The 16,804-nt window shown below is 64.1% G+C and carries 20 protein-coding genes and 1 tRNA gene; 2 read left to right on the top strand and 19 right to left on the bottom strand.

Features of this window, described 5'->3' with window-relative positions:
- Positions 1-7: 7 nt before the first annotated feature.
- The 9 genes from ACXYN8_RS11350 to ACXYN8_RS11310 all read right to left on the bottom strand — a co-directional run bounded on the left by ACXYN8_RS11350 (position 8) and on the right by ACXYN8_RS11310 (position 6,163).
- Entirely contained in the window at positions 8-667 is a 660-nt protein-coding gene (locus ACXYN8_RS11350; protein WP_458889555.1) for a hypothetical protein, read from the bottom strand.
- The gene (locus ACXYN8_RS11345) at positions 664-1,071 is read right to left on the bottom strand and encodes a cytochrome c-type biogenesis protein (protein WP_458889554.1); all 408 of its coding nucleotides are present in this window, start codon (positions 1,069-1,071) and stop codon (positions 664-666) included. Before ACXYN8_RS11345 ends, ACXYN8_RS11350 begins: the two co-directional genes overlap by 4 nt.
- Entirely contained in the window at positions 1,068-1,604 is a 537-nt protein-coding gene (locus ACXYN8_RS11340; RefSeq protein ID WP_458889553.1) for a DsbE family thiol:disulfide interchange protein, read from the bottom strand. Before ACXYN8_RS11340 ends, ACXYN8_RS11345 begins: the two co-directional genes overlap by 4 nt.
- Complete coding sequence (locus ACXYN8_RS11335; protein WP_458889552.1) at positions 1,601-3,550, bottom strand: heme lyase CcmF/NrfE family subunit; 1,950 nt, start codon at positions 3,548-3,550, stop codon at positions 1,601-1,603. The genes ACXYN8_RS11340 and ACXYN8_RS11335 overlap by 4 nt, the downstream gene beginning before the upstream one ends.
- A 13-nt stretch (positions 3,551-3,563) precedes the next feature.
- On the bottom strand, positions 3,564-4,028 hold the full coding sequence (gene ccmE / locus ACXYN8_RS11330) for a cytochrome c maturation protein CcmE (protein ID WP_458889551.1): 465 nt from the start codon (positions 4,026-4,028) through the stop codon (positions 3,564-3,566).
- A complete protein-coding gene (locus tag ACXYN8_RS11325; RefSeq protein WP_458889550.1) occupies positions 4,028-4,168 on the bottom strand; it encodes a hypothetical protein in 141 nt (46 codons plus the stop codon). Before ACXYN8_RS11325 ends, ccmE begins: the two co-directional genes overlap by 1 nt.
- The gene (gene ccmC / locus ACXYN8_RS11320) at positions 4,161-4,895 is read right to left on the bottom strand and encodes a heme ABC transporter permease CcmC (protein ID WP_458889549.1); all 735 of its coding nucleotides are present in this window, start codon (positions 4,893-4,895) and stop codon (positions 4,161-4,163) included. Before ccmC ends, ACXYN8_RS11325 begins: the two co-directional genes overlap by 8 nt.
- A 73-nt stretch (positions 4,896-4,968) precedes the next feature.
- Positions 4,969-6,030 carry a Leu/Phe/Val dehydrogenase gene (locus tag ACXYN8_RS11315; protein ID WP_458889548.1) on the bottom strand — a complete coding sequence of 354 codons (1,062 nt, stop codon included), beginning with the start codon at positions 6,028-6,030 and terminating at the stop codon, positions 4,969-4,971.
- A 56-nt stretch (positions 6,031-6,086) separates the two neighbouring features.
- Positions 6,087-6,163 (bottom strand) — tRNA-His (locus tag ACXYN8_RS11310).
- Between the two features lie 170 nt (positions 6,164-6,333).
- Here ACXYN8_RS11310 and ACXYN8_RS11305 point away from each other — a divergent pair.
- Both ACXYN8_RS11305 and ACXYN8_RS11300 read left to right on the top strand, forming a co-directional pair.
- The gene (locus ACXYN8_RS11305; protein ID WP_458889547.1) at positions 6,334-6,999 is read left to right on the top strand and encodes a prolyl hydroxylase family protein; all 666 of its coding nucleotides are present in this window, start codon (positions 6,334-6,336) and stop codon (positions 6,997-6,999) included.
- Complete coding sequence (locus ACXYN8_RS11300; protein WP_458889546.1) at positions 6,996-7,364, top strand: hypothetical protein; 369 nt, start codon at positions 6,996-6,998, stop codon at positions 7,362-7,364. Before ACXYN8_RS11305 ends, ACXYN8_RS11300 begins: the two co-directional genes overlap by 4 nt.
- A gap of 69 nt (positions 7,365-7,433) precedes the next feature.
- Here the strand turns inward: ACXYN8_RS11300 and rpmE are convergent, their stop codons facing one another.
- From rpmE to pyrH, 10 genes are all read right to left on the bottom strand, one after another.
- On the bottom strand, positions 7,434-7,658 hold the full coding sequence (gene rpmE / locus ACXYN8_RS11295) for a 50S ribosomal protein L31 (protein WP_458889545.1): 225 nt from the start codon (positions 7,656-7,658) through the stop codon (positions 7,434-7,436).
- Between the two features lie 101 nt (positions 7,659-7,759).
- Positions 7,760-8,209, bottom strand: coding sequence for a 3-hydroxyacyl-ACP dehydratase FabZ (fabZ, locus tag ACXYN8_RS11290; RefSeq protein WP_458889544.1), 450 nt, complete (start codon positions 8,207-8,209; stop codon positions 7,760-7,762).
- 30 nt (positions 8,210-8,239) lie between these two features.
- Complete coding sequence (locus tag ACXYN8_RS11285; protein ID WP_458889543.1) at positions 8,240-8,911, bottom strand: OmpH family outer membrane protein; 672 nt, start codon at positions 8,909-8,911, stop codon at positions 8,240-8,242.
- The gene (gene bamA, locus ACXYN8_RS11280; protein ID WP_458889542.1) at positions 8,911-11,583 is read right to left on the bottom strand and encodes an outer membrane protein assembly factor BamA; all 2,673 of its coding nucleotides are present in this window, start codon (positions 11,581-11,583) and stop codon (positions 8,911-8,913) included. Before bamA ends, ACXYN8_RS11285 begins: the two co-directional genes overlap by 1 nt.
- Before the next feature lie 155 nt (positions 11,584-11,738).
- Positions 11,739-12,863 (bottom strand): RIP metalloprotease RseP, encoded by a 1,125-nt coding sequence (gene rseP, locus ACXYN8_RS11275; protein ID WP_458889541.1) that lies wholly within the window; start codon positions 12,861-12,863, stop codon positions 11,739-11,741.
- Position 12,864: 1 nt separating this feature from the next.
- Positions 12,865-14,019: a 1-deoxy-D-xylulose-5-phosphate reductoisomerase gene (locus tag ACXYN8_RS11270; RefSeq protein WP_458889540.1), complete on the bottom strand. Its 1,155-nt coding sequence runs from the start codon at positions 14,017-14,019 to the stop codon at positions 12,865-12,867.
- Positions 14,016-14,705, bottom strand: a complete 690-nt coding sequence (locus ACXYN8_RS11265) for a phosphatidate cytidylyltransferase (protein ID WP_458889539.1) — start codon at positions 14,703-14,705, stop codon at positions 14,016-14,018. Before ACXYN8_RS11265 ends, ACXYN8_RS11270 begins: the two co-directional genes overlap by 4 nt.
- On the bottom strand, positions 14,692-15,381 hold the full coding sequence (gene uppS / locus ACXYN8_RS11260) for a polyprenyl diphosphate synthase (RefSeq protein WP_458889538.1): 690 nt from the start codon (positions 15,379-15,381) through the stop codon (positions 14,692-14,694). The genes ACXYN8_RS11265 and uppS overlap by 14 nt, the downstream gene beginning before the upstream one ends.
- Positions 15,382-15,406: 25 nt before the next feature.
- Positions 15,407-15,964, bottom strand: a complete 558-nt coding sequence (gene frr / locus ACXYN8_RS11255) for a ribosome recycling factor (RefSeq protein ID WP_458889537.1) — start codon at positions 15,962-15,964, stop codon at positions 15,407-15,409.
- 3 nt (positions 15,965-15,967) lie between these two features.
- Positions 15,968-16,690, bottom strand: coding sequence for a UMP kinase (pyrH, locus tag ACXYN8_RS11250; RefSeq protein ID WP_458889536.1), 723 nt, complete (start codon positions 16,688-16,690; stop codon positions 15,968-15,970).
- Between the last annotated feature and the right edge of the window lie 114 nt (positions 16,691-16,804).

Raw genomic sequence — 16,804 nt, 5'->3', positions numbered from 1 at the left:
GTGCAATCTACCGCGTCGGTTCGGCAATGGGACGCGGACCTGCCTGTTCGAGGCTGGCGTCCAGCGAGGCGAGGCGGCTCTCCATCAATCTGCGCTCCTCGCTGCCGGGGGCGGAACGCTCGACTGCCTCGGCCCAGGCAGCGCGCGCCTCTCCCGCTTCGCCGGCACGCAACAGAGCAAGGCCGAGGAAGAAGGGGACGCCTGCACTTTCGGACGCCGCTGCCTCGGCACGTCGCCACGCGATGCGCGCGGATGCGGGTATGGTACCGTCGGCATGAGCGACCAGCACGTTGCCGAGCGCCAGCCATGCCTCCGAATCCTGGGGATATTCCCGAGCCATTCCCCCATAGAGCGCCGCTGCATATTCAAACCTGCCGGCGCGCGCCATCGCGTCTGCGGTGATCAGCGCGGCCTGGTTCCGGCTGTAGTAGCGTTCCGCAATAACCTCGCGCCGCAGTTCGACGAGTTGCGCACCCTCTTCGGAGCGTTCCTCACGCGCGGCAACGGGCTGCCCTGCCTGCCCCGGCGAACCTTGCCAGGCATAGCCTGCCAGCCCGAACACCATCGCCGCCGCGAGCGCGGTCGCCATGCTGCGAGGCATATCGAGGATCAGCACCGCGACGACGATGCAAGCCAGGACCAGACCGAGACCGAGCAACCAGATCACGCGCGCCTCCTCATGCGGCGAAAGACAATTGTCGCTCCCGCCAGCAGGAACAGGACCGGCAATGCGAACAGCGGCCATGTCACGCCTGAAAGCTGCGGATCGTAGCTGATGTAATCGCCATATCGATCGATCAGCCAGTCGCGCACCGCTTCCGGACTCTCCCCGGCAGCGATTCGCGTGCGAATGTGGTGGCGCATGTCACTCGCCATGGTGGCATCGGAGTCCGCGACCGACTGCCCCTGGCAGGTCAGACAGCGGATTGTCTCCATCACCGCCCTCGCATCCGATTCCTGCGCCGGATCGTCCAGCTGCACATTCGCGAGCGGCGCTTCGGGCAGGCCCTGCTGCGCATGGAGCGCCGGCGCAAGACCCAGCAGCAGGAAACAGAAGATCAAGCGTCTCATGATGCCTCTGCCTTTTCCAGTTCGGCCAGCAGCAGGTCCACGTGCTCCGGACGGATTTCGCCGACGTGCTGGTAGCGGATCGTACCGCTGCCATCGATCACGAAGGTTTCAGGCACGCCGGAAGAGCCAAGCTCTATCTGCACTTCGGAGCGCTCGTCCGATCCGATGCGGGCGAACGGATTTCCGTAGCGCGCCAGAAAGGCGTCGACGTCCTCGCGTCGGTCGCGAATCGCGACCGCGTTGATCTCCGCACCGCGCTGCCGAAGAACCTCGAGTTGCGGAGCCTCGACCGCGCAAGGCACGCACCAGCTGGCAAAAACGTTGAGCAACCGCGGCTTGCCCGCGAAATCCGCACGCGACAGCGCCGGGACCCCGCTGGCGGCAGGCGGCAGGTCGAACTGCGGCAGGGACTTGCCCACCATTGCGCTCTCGACCGTCCGTTCTGCCGGATCGCTCAGGTCGAGCAGGAAGAACGTGACGATCCCGGCGAACAGGACCAGCGGAATCCACAGGAACCAGCCTTTGCCGGTCATGCCGCGCTCTCCTGCCGCTCGGCTATCCGGCGCTGGATGTAGCGGCGCTTCAGATCGGCCAGAACGCGACCGACCAGCGCCACAGTGCCGCCCAACGCGACGAGGATGCCACCGAGCCAGATAAGCGTGACGAACGGCTTCCACCACAAGCGCATCTGCCAGCGATCTCCCTCAGCCTCCTTGCCGACCACGGCGTAGAGCTGCCCGTTCCAGCGGGTGTGGATGGAAACCTCGCTCGTCTCCTGCTGCGGCGACCAGTAGGTACGGGCCTGGCTTTCCAGCAGCACCGGCTCGGCCTTGGCGTGACTTGCCGTGATCTGCGCCTCCAGCGCGGTCCAGTTCGGTCCGGCTACCGGCGCCACGTCGGATAGCGTGATTTGCCATGGCCCGATCTCGGTGGTGTCGCCGATCGCCATCGCCTTGAGGCGTTCCTGCGTGAAGGCAGCATCGCTCGCCGCGCCGACCATCGCAACGGCGAGGCCGAAGTGCGCCACCACCATGCCCCATGTCGCGAGCGGGGTGCGCAACAGATTGCGCCCTGCGAGCGGAAGCAGGCTCGCCACGGCAAGACCGAGGCCCAGAGCCATGCCGAGCAAGGGCAGGAAGCCGATGTCGGTCGAAAGTCCGAACAGCGCCAGCGCCACCACGACCACCGCCAGCCACAGGATCGCCTTGCCCTGCACCCGTCCGATCGCGTCCCCGCGCCAGCGCAGCAGCGGACCTACCGCCATGACCGCGACCAGCGGCAGGAAGAACACCGCGCCGACCGGATTGAAATAAGGTGGCCCCACGGAAATACGTGCGCCGAGGACCTCGGCCATCAAGGGGTATAGCGTGCCGAGCAGCACGATGGCGAGGATGCCGGTCAGCAACACGTTGTTGACCACCAGCGCGCCTTCACGACTGACTGCGGCGAAGCGCTTGCCCTCGGCAACTGCATTGGCGCGCAGGGCGAACAGCAGCAGCGCGCCACCAATGTAGATGATCAGCAGCGCGAGGATGAAGCTCCCCCGCTCCGGATCGACGGCGAAGCTGTGAACGCTGGTCAGGATACCGGAACGCACGAGGAAGGTGCCGACCATCGACATCGAGAACGCGATCACGCCCAGCATGATCGTCCATGTTCGCAAGGCATCGCGCGAGGCGAGCACGCTGACGGAGTGGAGCAGCGCGGTCGCTGCCAGCCAGGGCATGAGCGCGGCGTTTTCGACCGGGTCCCAGAACCACCATCCGCCCCAGCCCAGCTCGTAATAAGCCCAGTAACTGCCTGCGGTCAGGCCGAGGGTCAGGAATATCCACGCGCCCAGCACCCAGGGCCGCATGACGCTCGCAAAGTCGGGCGTCACCTGCCGCGTGATCAATGCGCCGACCGCGAAGCTGAACGCCACCGACAGGCCGACATAGCCGACGTAGAGTGTCGGCGGGTGCATCGCGAGGCCAACGTCCTGAAGCAGCGGGTTGAGGCCGAGCCCCTCCTGCGCTGCCGGACTGAGCCGCTCGAACGGGTTGGAACTGAACAGCAGGAAGGCGTAGAAACCCAGTCCGACGAAACCTTGTGCGGCAAGCGTCGCCAGCATCGTGCGTTCCGGCAGGCGGCGCTCGATTGCCGCGATCAGCGCGCCCGACAGCGCCATGATCGTGACCCATAGCAGCATGGAACCTTCGTGGTTCCCCCATGCCCCGGTGATCTTGTAGAGCAGCGGCTTGGCGGTGTGCGAATTGCTCGCGACGAGCAGGACCGACAGGTCGGTGCGCGCGAACAACCACAACAGCATGACGAACGCCAGCAAGGTCAGTCCGCCCTGCAGGACTGCTGCCGGCCGAACCAGCGTGCCGAGCGTCGCGCCCGCCTCGCCATCCTTGAGCGCAAGAGCGCCCGCCAGCAATTGCAGCGCCGCGAGCGCCGCCGCCAGCCACAGGGCGAGTAGTCCGAATTCCGCTATCATGTGGTGATGCCGATCACCGACCTTCGCCGGTCTCTGCCACGACTTCACGCTTCTGCGCGGCAGTCATGTCCTGCAACTCGCGCGGCACGTAGTTCTCGTCGTGCTTGGCGAGCAGATTGGTGGCGACGAATGTGCCGTCCGCCCCGATACTGCCCTCGGCCACCACACCGGACCCTTCGACGAAAAGATCCGGGAGGATGCCGGAATACCGCACGGGCACCTGCGCATCCCCGTCGCCAACCACGAAGCGCACTGTGACACCGTCCGACATCGTCTGGAGCGAGCCTTCCCGGACCATGCCGCCAAGCCGTACGGCCTGACCTGCGGAAGGCGGCTCGGCGACCATCTGGCTCGGCACGTAGAAATAGCTAGCCTGGTTACGCAGGCCCCATGCCGCGAGCATTCCCGCCGCGATCAGCGCGACGAGCGCCAGCACGACCATCACCAGCCGCTGGTGCTTCGGTTTGAGAGCCGCCATCACTTGCGCCGTGTCTCCGCCCGGCGGTTCTCGGCCCGTTGCATAGCGCGCCAGCACCAGCCGATCAGCAGCAGCGTGCCAGCGATGGTCAGGCCATAAGCGGCATCGACGAAGGCCATCTGGTCGAGCGATTCACGCATGGATCGGATCGTCCATTGCAGCCTTGCGCCGTAACCGCGCCTCGGCCTGCACTTCGGCAAGCAGCGCGCGCATCCGCATCAGCATCGCGGCGCCGAACAACAGCGAAAAGCCAAGCGAGGCCGCCAGCAGACCATAGAGAAACGCGGGCGCCATGGCGGAACCCGAGGTGGAGATGCTCGGCGGTTGGTGCAGGCTGTTCCACCACAGCACGGAGAAGTGAATGATCGGGATGTTGACTGCCCCGAACAAGCCGAAAATAGCCGGAACGCGGCTCGATCCGCCTTCACGGGCGACCGCTCCGGACAGCGCGATGTAGCCGAGGTAGAGGAACAACAGGACGAGGAAGCTGGTCAGTCGCCCGTCCCATTCCCACCACGTGCCCCAGGCCGGACGGCCCCAGATCGAACCGGTGGCAAGGCCCAGCGCGGTAAAGACCGCGCCCGGCACCGCCGCTCCGCGCGCGGCGAGCGCCGCCAGCGGGTGACGCCAGACCAGTTCCATGAGACTAGCGATCGCGATGGCGCTCCATCCCGCCATGCCAAGCCACACCATGGGCACGTGCACGAACAGGATTCGCACCGTCTCGCCCTGCAACCGTTCCTGCGGCGCGAAGGCGTAGCCGTAGATCATCGCGCCTGACGAAAGCAACAGTCCGGCACCCAGCAAAAGGGGCGTCAGCCAGCGGGCCAGTTTCAGGAAACGGGCAGGATTTGCGTAGGCGTGCATCGATCGGTCCGGTCGTCGGTGCTTTGGCACCCCCGCCGCATTTCAGCAAGGGCGAGTGGCGGCTGCCCGACAGTCAGCGGCCAATCAGCTTCTGTGCCATGCGGTCGGCGACGACGTCCGATGAAATGCCGGTGCTCTCGCTTTCCTGCCATATCATTTCGAGGCGATCGGGAATCGCCGCAATCCGCTGGCGCACCTCGTTGAGATCGCAGGGCTGACCGTGCTGACGGCACAGATATTCGAGAGCCACGCTGATAATGCCGCCGGCGTTGATGACGTAATCGGGCGCGTAGAGAATGCCGCGCGCGGCAAGTTGTGCGCCATGCTCGGGCCGCGCGAACTGGTTGTTTGCGCCGCCCGCCACGATCGCGCAGTCGAGCCGCGCAATGCCGTCGTCGTCGAGAATAGCGCCCAGCGCGTTTGGACTGAAGACATCGCAGCTGGTCGACATGATCGCATCGGCGGCGACCGCCTCTGCATCGAGCGTTGCTGCAAGCTGCTGCGCGCGGTCGGCATCGACATCGGCAAGAGTGAGTCGCGCGCCCTCGCCTGCGAGCAACCGCGCAACGCCGCCGCCAACGCTGCCGACGCCCTGAACGGCGACGTGGACCCCCTCGACGCTATCGCGGCCGAGCTTGTGACGAACCGCGGCCTTTATGCCGTGGAAGATGCCCATGGCGGTGAAAGGGCCAGGATCACCGCCCGCCTCGCCTTCTGCAACCGGCAGGCCGGAAACGAATTGCGTGCGCTTCGACACGGCGACCATGTCCGCTTCCGAAATGCCGACGTCTTCGGCGGTGACATACTTGCCGCCCAGCCCGTCGACCGCATCGCCGAATGCGGACAGCATTTCCGCCGTCTTTCGCTTGTCGGCCGGGGCGAGGATCACGGCCTTGCCGCCGCCCATAGGCAGTCCGGCCATGGCGTTCTTGTAGCTCATCCCCCGGCTGAGCCGCAGCGCATCGCGCATTGCGTCGCCGGGCTCGGCATAATGCCAGAACCGCGTGCCGCCCGCTGCGGGGCCAAGGTGGGTGGAATGCAGCGCAATGATCGCGGTGAGACCTGACGTGCGGTCATGGACGAGTTCGACCCGCTCGTGCTCGTCGTAATCCGGTTCGGTCCAGAAAGCGGTCATCGTATCGGCCCCCGCGCGTATGGCGTTGCATTTTTATCGCGCGAATACTGGGAAAATGGGGCGACCGAGGGGGCTCGAACCCCCGACCTCCGGTACCACAAACCGGCGCTCTAACCAACTGAGCTACGGTCGCCACACACCCCGGCATTCGCTTGACGCGGGGGCTGATACGCACTTGCACAAGGCGGTCAAGCCGCCTTCGCTGCGGGGGCGAGCCTGTTGCACAGCACACCCGACATGGAAAGCGAAAACTTCGCGGAATGCGCGCAAACGCAACTTTCTTGCGCGGCCTTGCGGCTTGTGATGAAAGCCCGGGACGATATGCTGCATGGCGTGAACCAGAACGACGAATCCATCGCGCGCCTTGTCGCGGACTATCCGTCGGCACGGCGCGCTCCGTTTCCGAAGCTCGAATTGTTCAGCGTATCCGATTTTCTGCCAGCGGATCTGTGCGAGGCGCTGATTGCGCTAATCGACACCGAACGCCGTCCGTCCACCCTCGCCGACGAGAACGGGGACGCCTATTTTCGCACCAGCGAGACGTGCGACCTTCCGCCGGAGGCGCCGGAGGTCAGCGATCTGGAAACCCGGCTCGCAGCGCTCAACGGCATCGATCCGCAATTCGGCGAACCGGTGCAGGGGCAACGCTACGCCGTCGGGCAGGAGTTCAAGGCCCACACCGACTATTTCGAACCCACCGGCGCGGACTACGACAAATACTGCTCCGTCGCAGGCCAGCGAACCTGGACCTTCATGGTCTATCTCAATCCGGTCGAGGCTGGCGGCGGAACGCGCTTCAAGGTAGCGAAGAAGACCTTCCAGCCCGAAACCGGAATGCTCGTGGCCTGGAACAACCGGCGGCCAGACTTGTCGCCCAACCCCAACACGCTTCATCACGGCATGAAGGTACGGAAAGGTGTCAAATACGTAATCACGAAATGGTACCGGGAAAAGCCATGGGGCTGGTGAGCCGTTTGCCGCCGGTCGTGCAGACCATCCTCGCTGCCTTGGCGGCGAGCGCCGTCGCGACGCTGTGGTGGATGTGGGCAGATGACATTGCGCCTGGCCGGGCGCTCCACACCCCTTTCCCTTATCTGGCAGCTTTGGGCGCCGTGGTGATCGGCGTGCCCTTGTGGCTGTTCCAGTACGAAAAGCTATCGCGATCCCTGCTACTATGCCTGTTGCTGGCAACTCTCACGGCCACACCCGGCATTGCGCTGGCGTTCAGCTACTTCCTGTTCGGAAGAGCCGTGTTTGCATCGTATCTGCTGCTCGGAACCGTATGGGTCGGAACCTCGGTATTCTGGGTGATCGCCCGCCGCATTCGCTACTGACAAACGAAAAGGGCGGCCCCGTCGGACCGCCCTCCTAACGGGCCGAAGCCCGCGTGGCTGATAAAGCCGTTATTTCTTGAGGCTGAGCCCGCCGAAACGCTTGTTGAAGGCTGCAACGCGGCCACCTTCCTGAAGCTGCTGCTTGCCGCCGGTCCATGCCGGGTGGCTGGTCGGGTCAATGTCGAGCGCGAGCGTGTCGCCTTCGCTGCCCCAGGTGGAGCGCGTCTGGAACTCGGTGCCATCGGTCATCTTGACCGTGATCATGTGGTAATCGGGATGCGTGTCAGCCTTCATGGCTCTGGTCCTTTGTAGCATGAGCCCGGTTCCGACCGGGCGCGCTGTGAAATTGGAAGCGGCGCCATTAGCGGCAACGCCGCCGATTGGCAACCTTCCGATCAGGCGTCCGCGATCATGGCGGTGAAATCCACCTCGCAGGTCACCTTGCCTTCGATGCTGGCCTCGCCATGAAACTTGCACACACGCGCGCGCTTCTGGACGAAGCTGGCCTTCAGGTCGAGCAGCACGCCCGGCTCTACCGGCGCGCGGAACTTCGCATTCTCGATCGCCATGAAATAGACCAGCTTGCCTGATCCGGCGAGTTCCAGCGTCTCGACCGCCAGAATTCCGGCAGCCTGAGCCAGTGCCTCGATCTGGAGCACGCCGGGCATGATCGGCCGGCCCGGAAAATGGCCCTGGAAGAAGCTTTCGTTGAAGCTGACCGCCTTCACCGCGTGGATCGATTCGTCGCGAACCAGTTCGGCCACGCGATCGACCAGCAGCATGGGATAGCGGTGCGGCAGCGCGGCAAGCACCTTCGTGATGTCGTAAGACGTCTCAGCGCTCATCGCTCTGCCCCACCCCTGTCCGTATGTTGTTCAGCGGCCCTGAACGGGCTGCTGCGCCGGGGCCTGCGCACCGGCCTGCGCAGCCTGAGCGGCCTGCGCTTCGCGTATCTGGCGGGGCATCCAGCCAGCCGGCGGCACGAGCTGCGCCGAGGGGATCAGGCGGTTGAGTTCGTTCAGCACCGCCTGGTTCATGTTGAGTGCTTCGGCAGCGTAGATCACGGTGTCGGGGCTCAGCACAAGCTGGACCTTCTGCGCGCTGGCAGCGTTCTCGATCGCGGCGGCGAGCTGGTCCTGGATCTGCTCCGCCACGTAGGCGCGGCTGAGTTCGACCGGTTGCAGGATGGTGGCCAGCTCACGCTCGCCCTGCTGGCGGATCTGCTGGATCTGATTGGCCTGCGTCTGCAGCGTCTGCTGGTTCGCATTGGCAGCCTGGCTGGCGGTCTGCAGGTTCTGCACCAGCGGGGTCAGCTGGGCGTTCAGCGCGTTCTGGCGCGTGGTCGCCTGATCGATCTGCGCCTTGTAGGTCGTCTGGCGTTGGGTCTGCGCGGTCTGGAACGCGGTCGAGTTCGCGACCACGGCGTTGATGTTCACGATGCCGACGCGCTGCGCGGCCTGCGCCGCTGCGGGCGTTGCCGCCATGGGCGAAGCGATGGCAGCAAGAGCGAGACCGGCGGCCATCGCCGGCTTGGTAAGAATGTGCATTAGAACTGTGTCCCTACATTGAATGAGAACCGCTTCGTATCGTCACCTTCCTGCTTTAACAGGGTCTGAGCGAAGTCGATGCGGAAGGGGCCGAACGGCGAATTCCAGTTAACCCCGATGCCCACCGAGACGCGCGGTTTCGGGCTGTCGCCGACGAACCGTTCGCGGAAGGCAGGAAGTGTCTGTCCGAGCGCAATTGCCCCCGTCGGAACGTTGCCACCGTCCGGGATGGCGAGCGTAACGTCGTCGTCGCGCGTATCGGGATCGTTGTCCTGGAAATACAGCGGAACGCCGTCGTCGTTGCGGGTCGGAATGAAAATCTCGTTGCCGAGCGGGCTCTGATTGAGTTCCGGCGCGGTAACGTTGAACAGCGACCCGACATCGACGAAGATCGACGGACGCAGACCCAGTTCGCGAGCGCCCGAGCCCAGCGGAATCTCGACTTCCGCACGCCCGAGGTAATAGGCATTGCCGCCCAGCGAATCGTCCTGCGTATCGGCAACCGTCACCCCGCCCTCTCCATCGGAGGTGAGGAATTCGCGCAGCACGCGCGGGCCGACACCGCGAATGTCGAAGCCGCGCATCTGCGGTTCGCCAAGGAAGAAGCGGTCGGTCAGCAGGACGTCGTCCACGCCTTCGCCGCGGTCCTTCAGACCCTTGATGTAACCACCCTCGGCAGAGAGCGAGAAGATGAACCCGCTGCCGAGCGACCAGAACTTCGCCGCGTTCGCGCGGCCGCGGGCATACCGCACGTTCCCGCCCAGACCGGCAAAGTCGGTCGACACCGTCACCGTCTCACCGCGTGTCGGGCGAACGCGGTTGTTGAGCGTGTCGTAGATCAGCGAAAGGCCGACGATCGAGCTGGTGCGATTGCCCAGCGCTTCGCAGATGTAGCGGCCCGCGATCAGGGGCTCGCATTCCTGCACCCCGTCACCGTCGAAGTCCGAGAAGAAGCGGCCCTCGTCGATCGTGATCTGGTCGTAGTTGAACGTGTATTTACCGATCAGCGACATGTATTCTGACAGGGGCACCGCACCGCGCAGCTGCGCGCCGGTGGTGGCCTGCTCATACGTCGCATTGTCGCGGTTGAAGAAGCCGTTGTTGTAGTCGCGCCGGTAGATGTCGAAGCCGGCCGAGAAGTTCTTGTCGAACACATACGGCTCGAAGAAGCTGATCGTGCCGGAGCGCGAGAAGCGGGACCAGTTGACGCTGGCACCTACGGTCTGCCCGCGACCGCGGAAGTTCCGCTGCCGGATGGAAGCCTGAAGGATGAAGCTCTCGAGGCTGGAGAAACCGGCCGAAAGCTGGAGTTCGCCGGTCGGCTTTTCCTCGACATTCGCTTCGAGCAGGATGCGGTCGAGCTGACTGCCCGGCTTCTGCTCGATCTCGAAGTTTTCCTGGAAGTAGCCAAGCGAATTGATGCGGTTCGTCGAACGCTTGACCGACAGGGAGTTGAAGGCGTCGCCTTCCGCGATGCGGAATTCGCGGCGCACGACCTTGTCCTGCGTCAGCGTGTTCCCGTTGACGTCGATCTGCTCGACATAGACGCGCGGTGCCTCGTTCATCACGAAGCGCACGTCCATGGTCTTGCTCTCGCGGTTCGGCAGGAATTCCGGCGAGACGTCGGCGAAGGCATAGCCGAAGGTGCCGGCGGTTTCGGTCATCTGCTCGACCGTGTCTTCGACCAGCTTGGCGTCGTACCAGTCGCCGGTCTTCATCGGCAGGCTGGCGGTCAGTCGCTCGCTGTCGAAATCGCGGATCAGGCTTTCGGCAGTCACGTCACCGAACTTGTAGCGTTCCCCTTCTTCCACCACGTAAGTGATGATGAAGTCTTCCTTGTCCGGCGTAAGCTCGGCCACGGCGGAAACGACGCGGAAGTCGGCGTAACCTTCGGTCAGATAGAACAGACGCAGCTTCTGCTGGTCGAATGCAAGGCGGTCGGGATCGTAGCTGGTGTTGGAGCTGAAGATCGTCAGCAGACCGCCGGACTCCTTGGTCACCATCTCGCCCTTCAGCTCGTTATCGCTGAAAGCCTCGTTACCAAGGATGTTGATCTGACGGACCTTGGACTTGGGCCCTTCGCTGATTTCGTAGACGATATCGACGCGGTTCTGGTCGAGCATGACCATGTTCGGTTCGACCACCGCGGCAAAGCGTCCCTGCCGCTTGTACAGCTCGATAATGCGCGCAACGTCGGCGCGGACCTTGGAGCGCGTGAAGATCTGGCGCGGCGCAAGCTTGATTTCCGGCAGGATCTTGTCGTTCTTGATCCGCTGGTTGCCTTCCAGGATGATGCGATTGACCACCGGATTCTCGACGACTTCGATCACCAGGTTCCCGTCGTTGAAACGGATGGTGTAATCGGAGAACAGCTCGGTCTCGGCGAGGTCCTTCAGCGCCTGGTCGCCCGCGGCCTGCGTGTAGACCTGTCCGGTGCGCAGCTTGATATAGCTGAGGATCGTTTGCGGCTCCAGCCGCTGCGCGCCAGCGACCGAAATGGTGCGGATGACCTGCTGCTGATCGAGCGATGTGGTCGTCGGGCTCGCGGGCTCGGCCGCGGTATCCTGCGCCAGCGCCGCGCCGGGCACCCCGGCAAAGCAGGTTCCGGCGAGCAGCAGCGCCGTCGCCCGAGAGATATTGCGTCCGCTGGTGGAGATCGAAAAGTTCGACACGCGTGTTCCCGTCCTGGTTGCGCTGGCTTGGCACGTTCGCCCGGAGCAAAGGCTGCCGGGGAAACAGTGGCCGCCCTCTGCCCGATGGCGCGATGCCAATCAAGCGTAGTCGGGTCGGCTGCCGCCTTGCCGGCGCGATTTTACCCGGAAATCACCTACCCGCTCGAAAGGCCGGTCAGCGATACCAGATCGTTGATCGTCACGAACAGCATCAACGCTAGCACGAAGGCTATGCCGGTGCGGAACGCCCATTCCTGACTGCGGGGACCAAGGGGTTTGCGGCGGATTGCTTCTGCCGCGTAAAATGCGAGGTGCCCACCGTCGAGGGCGGGGATTGGCAGCAGGTTAATGAATGCCAAGTTAATTGAAATAAATGCCGCAAATTCCACGAAACTTTGCCAGCCGAGCGACAGCCGCTCGCCGCTGAATTTCGCGATCTTCAGCGGCCCGCCAAGTTCGGAGACGGGACGGCGCCCGGTGATGATCTGCCCCAGCCCGTCGATCCCCATGGCGAGGATTTCGCCCGTCCTGCTGACACCTACGCCGATAGCTTCGATCGGTCCCACGGGAACAAGCTCCCCGGGGACGGCCTGCACGCCGAGGTAGCCCTTGCGGTACTCGTTGCCGAACCGGTCCTTTTCAACCAGCGCGGGGATCGTGAAATCGAGTTCGATCGCCCGGCCCTCACGCTCCAGTCCGAGCCGGATCGATTCCCCCGGATGCATCACGACGTGATTGCGCAGATCGAGGAACGAGCCGATCGCCTTCCCGTCGATGGCGGTAATTTCGTCGCCAGGCTGTACGCCCGCGGCCATTGCCGCCCCGTTTTCCTCCACTGCAGCAACACGCGGCGGGATGACGACGTCGCCATAGGCGTAGGCAAATCCGCCGAGGATCAGCACTGCCACGGCGAAGTTGGTGAATGGCCCTGCCGCAACGATCAGCGCGCGTTGCCACAGGGTCTTCGCCTGGAACGTCTGGGCACGCTCTTGCTCAGGCAGGGCGAGCCATTCCTCGTTCTCGACCGAGCGGCTCGACGGGTCCATGTCGCCCGCAAACTGGACGTAGCCGCCCAGCGGCAGGGCAGCGATTTTCCAGCGGGTGCCGCGCTTGTCGGTCCAGCCGACAAGTTCCTTGCCGAAGCCGATCGAGAAGGCATTGGCCTTCACGCCGAACCAGCGCCCGACCAGATAATGCCCAAGCTCGTGCACCGTGACGAGCGGACCCAGCACGGCCAGAAAGCCGACGATCCACATCCACCAGGGTATCGCATCAGTCACTTCAGGCGGTCTCCAGCATATCGGAAGCCATCGCGCGTGCTTCGGCATCGATCGCCAGCACATCGGCAAGCGATGCGGGCGCAGGCGGAGCATAGCGGGAAAGCAGTTGCTCGACCATTGACGCAATGCGGGTGAACTTGATCTGACCGGCGAGGAAGGCGGCGACCGCAATTTCGTTAGCGGCGTTCAGCACGGCTGGCGCCGCCCCACCCGCTTCCGCCGCCTGCCGCGCAAGGCGCGTCGCGGGAAAGCGAGTTTCGTCGGGGGCAAAGAAACTGAGTTCGCCGATGGTGGGCAAGTCCAACGCCGGCATCGGCGTATCCATGCGCTCCGGCCATGCGAGGCAGCTGGCAATCGGCACGCGCATGTCGCTGGGGCCAAGCTGCGCCAGCGTGGACCCGTCGCGGTACTCGACCATCGAATGAATGACGCTTTGCGGGTGGACCACGATGTCCAGCCTGTCGAGCCCAACAGGGAACAGGTGCCAAGCCTCGATCAACTCCAGCCCCTTGTTCATCATGTTCGCGGAATCGACACTGATCTTCGCGCCCATGTCCCAGTTCGGATGCCTGACCGCCTGTTCCGGCGTGGCTGCGTCCAGCTGGGCTTCAGTCCATTCGCGGAATGGCCCACCGCTCGCCGTCAGCGTGATGCGCTTCACATGGGCGAGCGTATTTCCGGCGAGACACTGGAAAATGGCATTGTGCTCGCTGTCCGTCGGCAGAAGCGTGGCGCCGTGACGCTCCACCGCGTCCATCAGCACGCCGCCCGCGGATACCAGCGCTTCCTTGTTGGCTAGCGCGATGGTGCCGCCCTGCTCGACTGCTGCCATTACCGGGGCGAGGCCCGCGCAGCCGACGATCGCCGCGACCGTCAGATCCGCACCGCGCCGCGCCGCATCGACCAGCGCTTGTGGACCGCCTGCTGCTTCCGTGTCGCTCCCCGAGAGGCCCGCCCGCAGTTCGGCTAGGCAGCCAACATCTGCCACCACCGCAAACTCTGCGTCGAACTCCCGCGACAGGTCTGCAAGCTCGCTCGCCGAGCAATTCGCCGTCAATGCGACGACGCGCCATTCGCTACGATTGCGGCGAATAAGGTCTAGTGTCGACGCGCCGATCGAGCCGGTCGCGCCGAAAATGGAAATGCTGCGTGTCACGGGTGCATCGCCCAGAGCGGCAGCGCAGCGATAGCCACGGGCAGCAATCCGTCCACCCGGTCGAACACGCCGCCATGACCGGGGATCAGGCGCGAGCTGTCCTTCACGCCTGCGCGCCGTTTCAGCCAGCTTTCGAAAAAGTCGCCTGCTTGTGCCAGCACCGCCAGCACCGCGCCGATTGCGAAGGCAACCAGCAGCATCGGTGTAAGCTTCAGCCCGCCCATGTTGTAGATCAGAAAACCGGTCGAAACGCAGCCCGCCAACGTGGCACCTCCGATGAGCCCGGCCCAGGTCTTGGAAGGGCTGATCGACGGTGCGATCTTCGGTCCGCCGATGGCCCGGCCGGAGAAATAGGCGCCGGTGTCCGTTGCAATCACGACCGCGACCACGCCCAGCAGGACGGCGATCGGCAGCTTAGCAAGGCTCAATCCCGCCGCCGCAATATAGGTCGCACCAAGCACCAGGGCGATGACCAGCCCCGCGCCGGCGAATGCGCGCCGCGAAAGCCGCGCGTATTCGAGGAACGTCAGGCCTGCGACCACCGCGACCAGGCCGACCCACGCCCAGCCGCCCAGCCATAGCGCCAGGCCGACGATGGCGAGCATGACCACGGCCGATAGCGACCGCACCTTCAGATCGGACGTCCGGGTAGCCAGCGGCACGGGCATCGATTCACCGTCCCCCATAGCGCCGCTCCCGCCCGGAAAACTCGCTGAGGGCCTGCCGCAAGTGATCGACGGAGAAGTCGGGCCACAAAGTGTCGGTGAACCACATTTCCGCATAGGCACACTGCCACAACAGGAAGTTCGAGAGGCGGATCTCTCCACTGGTGCGGATCAGCAGGTCGAGCGGCGGCAGATCGGCGGTATCGAGGTGTCGCGCGATCCCTTCGACCGTCACGCTTCCGTCATCGGCCTGCGCTGCGTTGGCAGCGCGGGCGATCTCGTTCTGCGAACCATAGTTGAGCGCGACGGCAACGGTCTGCGTGCCGCCGGCGGTCCTCTCTAGGGCATCTTCCAGCATCTCGACGATGTCGGGAGCGAGCCCCCGCCAGTCACCGATTATCTTCAGCCGAATGCCGTTTTCAATGAATTCGGGCAGGTCCGATTTGATGAACTTTCGCATCAGGTTCATCAAATCGTCGACCTCGTCCTCAGGCCGTTTCCAGTTTTCCGAGGAGAAGGCGTATAGCGTGATGCACTCCAGCCCGAGTTCGCCGCAGCCGCGCACCAGCTTGCGCACGGCCTCGACCCCGCGCTGATGGCCGATGGCGCGGGGCAAGTGCTTGCGCTTCGCCCAGCGTCCGTTGCCATCCATGATAATCGCGACGTGACGCGCTGTGGGCGGCGATTGCTCTGTCATTGTGTCGGTCCGGAGCGGCCAAGGCTCACTGAGTGAGGATTTCCTGTTCCTTCTTGGCCGCAGCGTCGTCCGCCTCGCCGACGAAACGGTCGGTCAGCTTCTGGACGTCGTCCTCGTGCCGCTTGCGCTCGTCTTCGGAGATTTCCTTCTTCTTCTCGTCTTCCTTCAGCGCTTCGTTCGCATCGCGGCGTACGTTGCGGATCGCGATCTTCGCGTTCTCGGCATATTTGCCGGCCAGCTTTGCAAGATCGCGACGACGCTCTTCCGTCAGATCGGGCATCGGCAGACGCAGGGTCTGGCCGTCGATCATCGGGTTCAATCCGAGATTAGCGTGGGCAATGCCCTTCTCGACCGCGCTGATGTTGCTCTTGTCCCATACCTGCACGCTCAGCATCCGCGGCTCGGGCGCCGAAACGGTGGCGACCTGGTTCAGCGGCATCATCGCGCCATAGACCTCGACATGAACGGGATCGAGCAGGCTGGTGTTCGCACGGCCCGTGCGCAGACCGGAAAGATCGCTTTTCAGGCTGTCTACCGCACCGCTCATCCGACGTTCGATGTCAGCCTTGTCATATTTCGCCATTACTTACCCTTTCGCTTGAACGACCGTCTGGACGCCCTGTCCGCTGAGCACGCGGGCCAGATTGCCCTGCTCGCGAATGGAGAATACGACGATCGGAATGTCATTGTCACGGCACAGCGCCACGGCTGACGCGTCCATGACCTTCAGATTGTCCGCCAACACGCGGTCGTAACCCACTGTTTCAAAACGCTTGGCCTGCGGATTGGTCTTTGGATCGCTATCATAGACCCCATCGACGCTCGTACCTTTCAAAAGCGCATCGCACTTCATTTCGGCCGCACGCAATGCCGCGCCGGAATCGGTCGTGAAATAAGGCGCACCCACACCGGCAGCGAAGATGACGACGCGGCCCTTTTCGAGATGCCGTTCCGCGCGGCGGCGGATGACCGGTTCGCACACCTGGTCCATCTGGACCGCGCTCTGCACGCGGGTCGAGACGCCCAGTTGTTCGAGCGCGTTCTGCATCGCCAGCGCGTTCATCACCGTGGCGAGCATACCCATGTAGTCGGCCTGCGCACGGTCCATCCCCTGCGCCGCGCCTGCCATTCCGCGAAAGATGTTGCCGCCGCCGATGACCAGGCAGATCTCCAACCCGGTGTCCTTGGCTGCCTTCACCTCTTTCGCCAGTTCGGCAACGAAAGCCGGATCGATCCCGAACTCGCCATCGCCCATCAACACCTCGCCCGACAGCTTGAGGAGGACGCGTTTGGCGGAGCTGAGCGGCATGGGTGAACGTTATCCAGAAATTGTGGGGACTTCGCGGTCCTTAGCGGGCGCAGCCGACCCGCGCAAAGGGAAAGGCTGCGCGGCTTGTGACAGCAAAAAGGCCCCCGGACGCCA

This window comes from Altererythrobacter sp. CAU 1778 (genome assembly GCF_054482795.1).
This window is presented reverse-complemented; position numbering and strand designations above follow the sequence as displayed.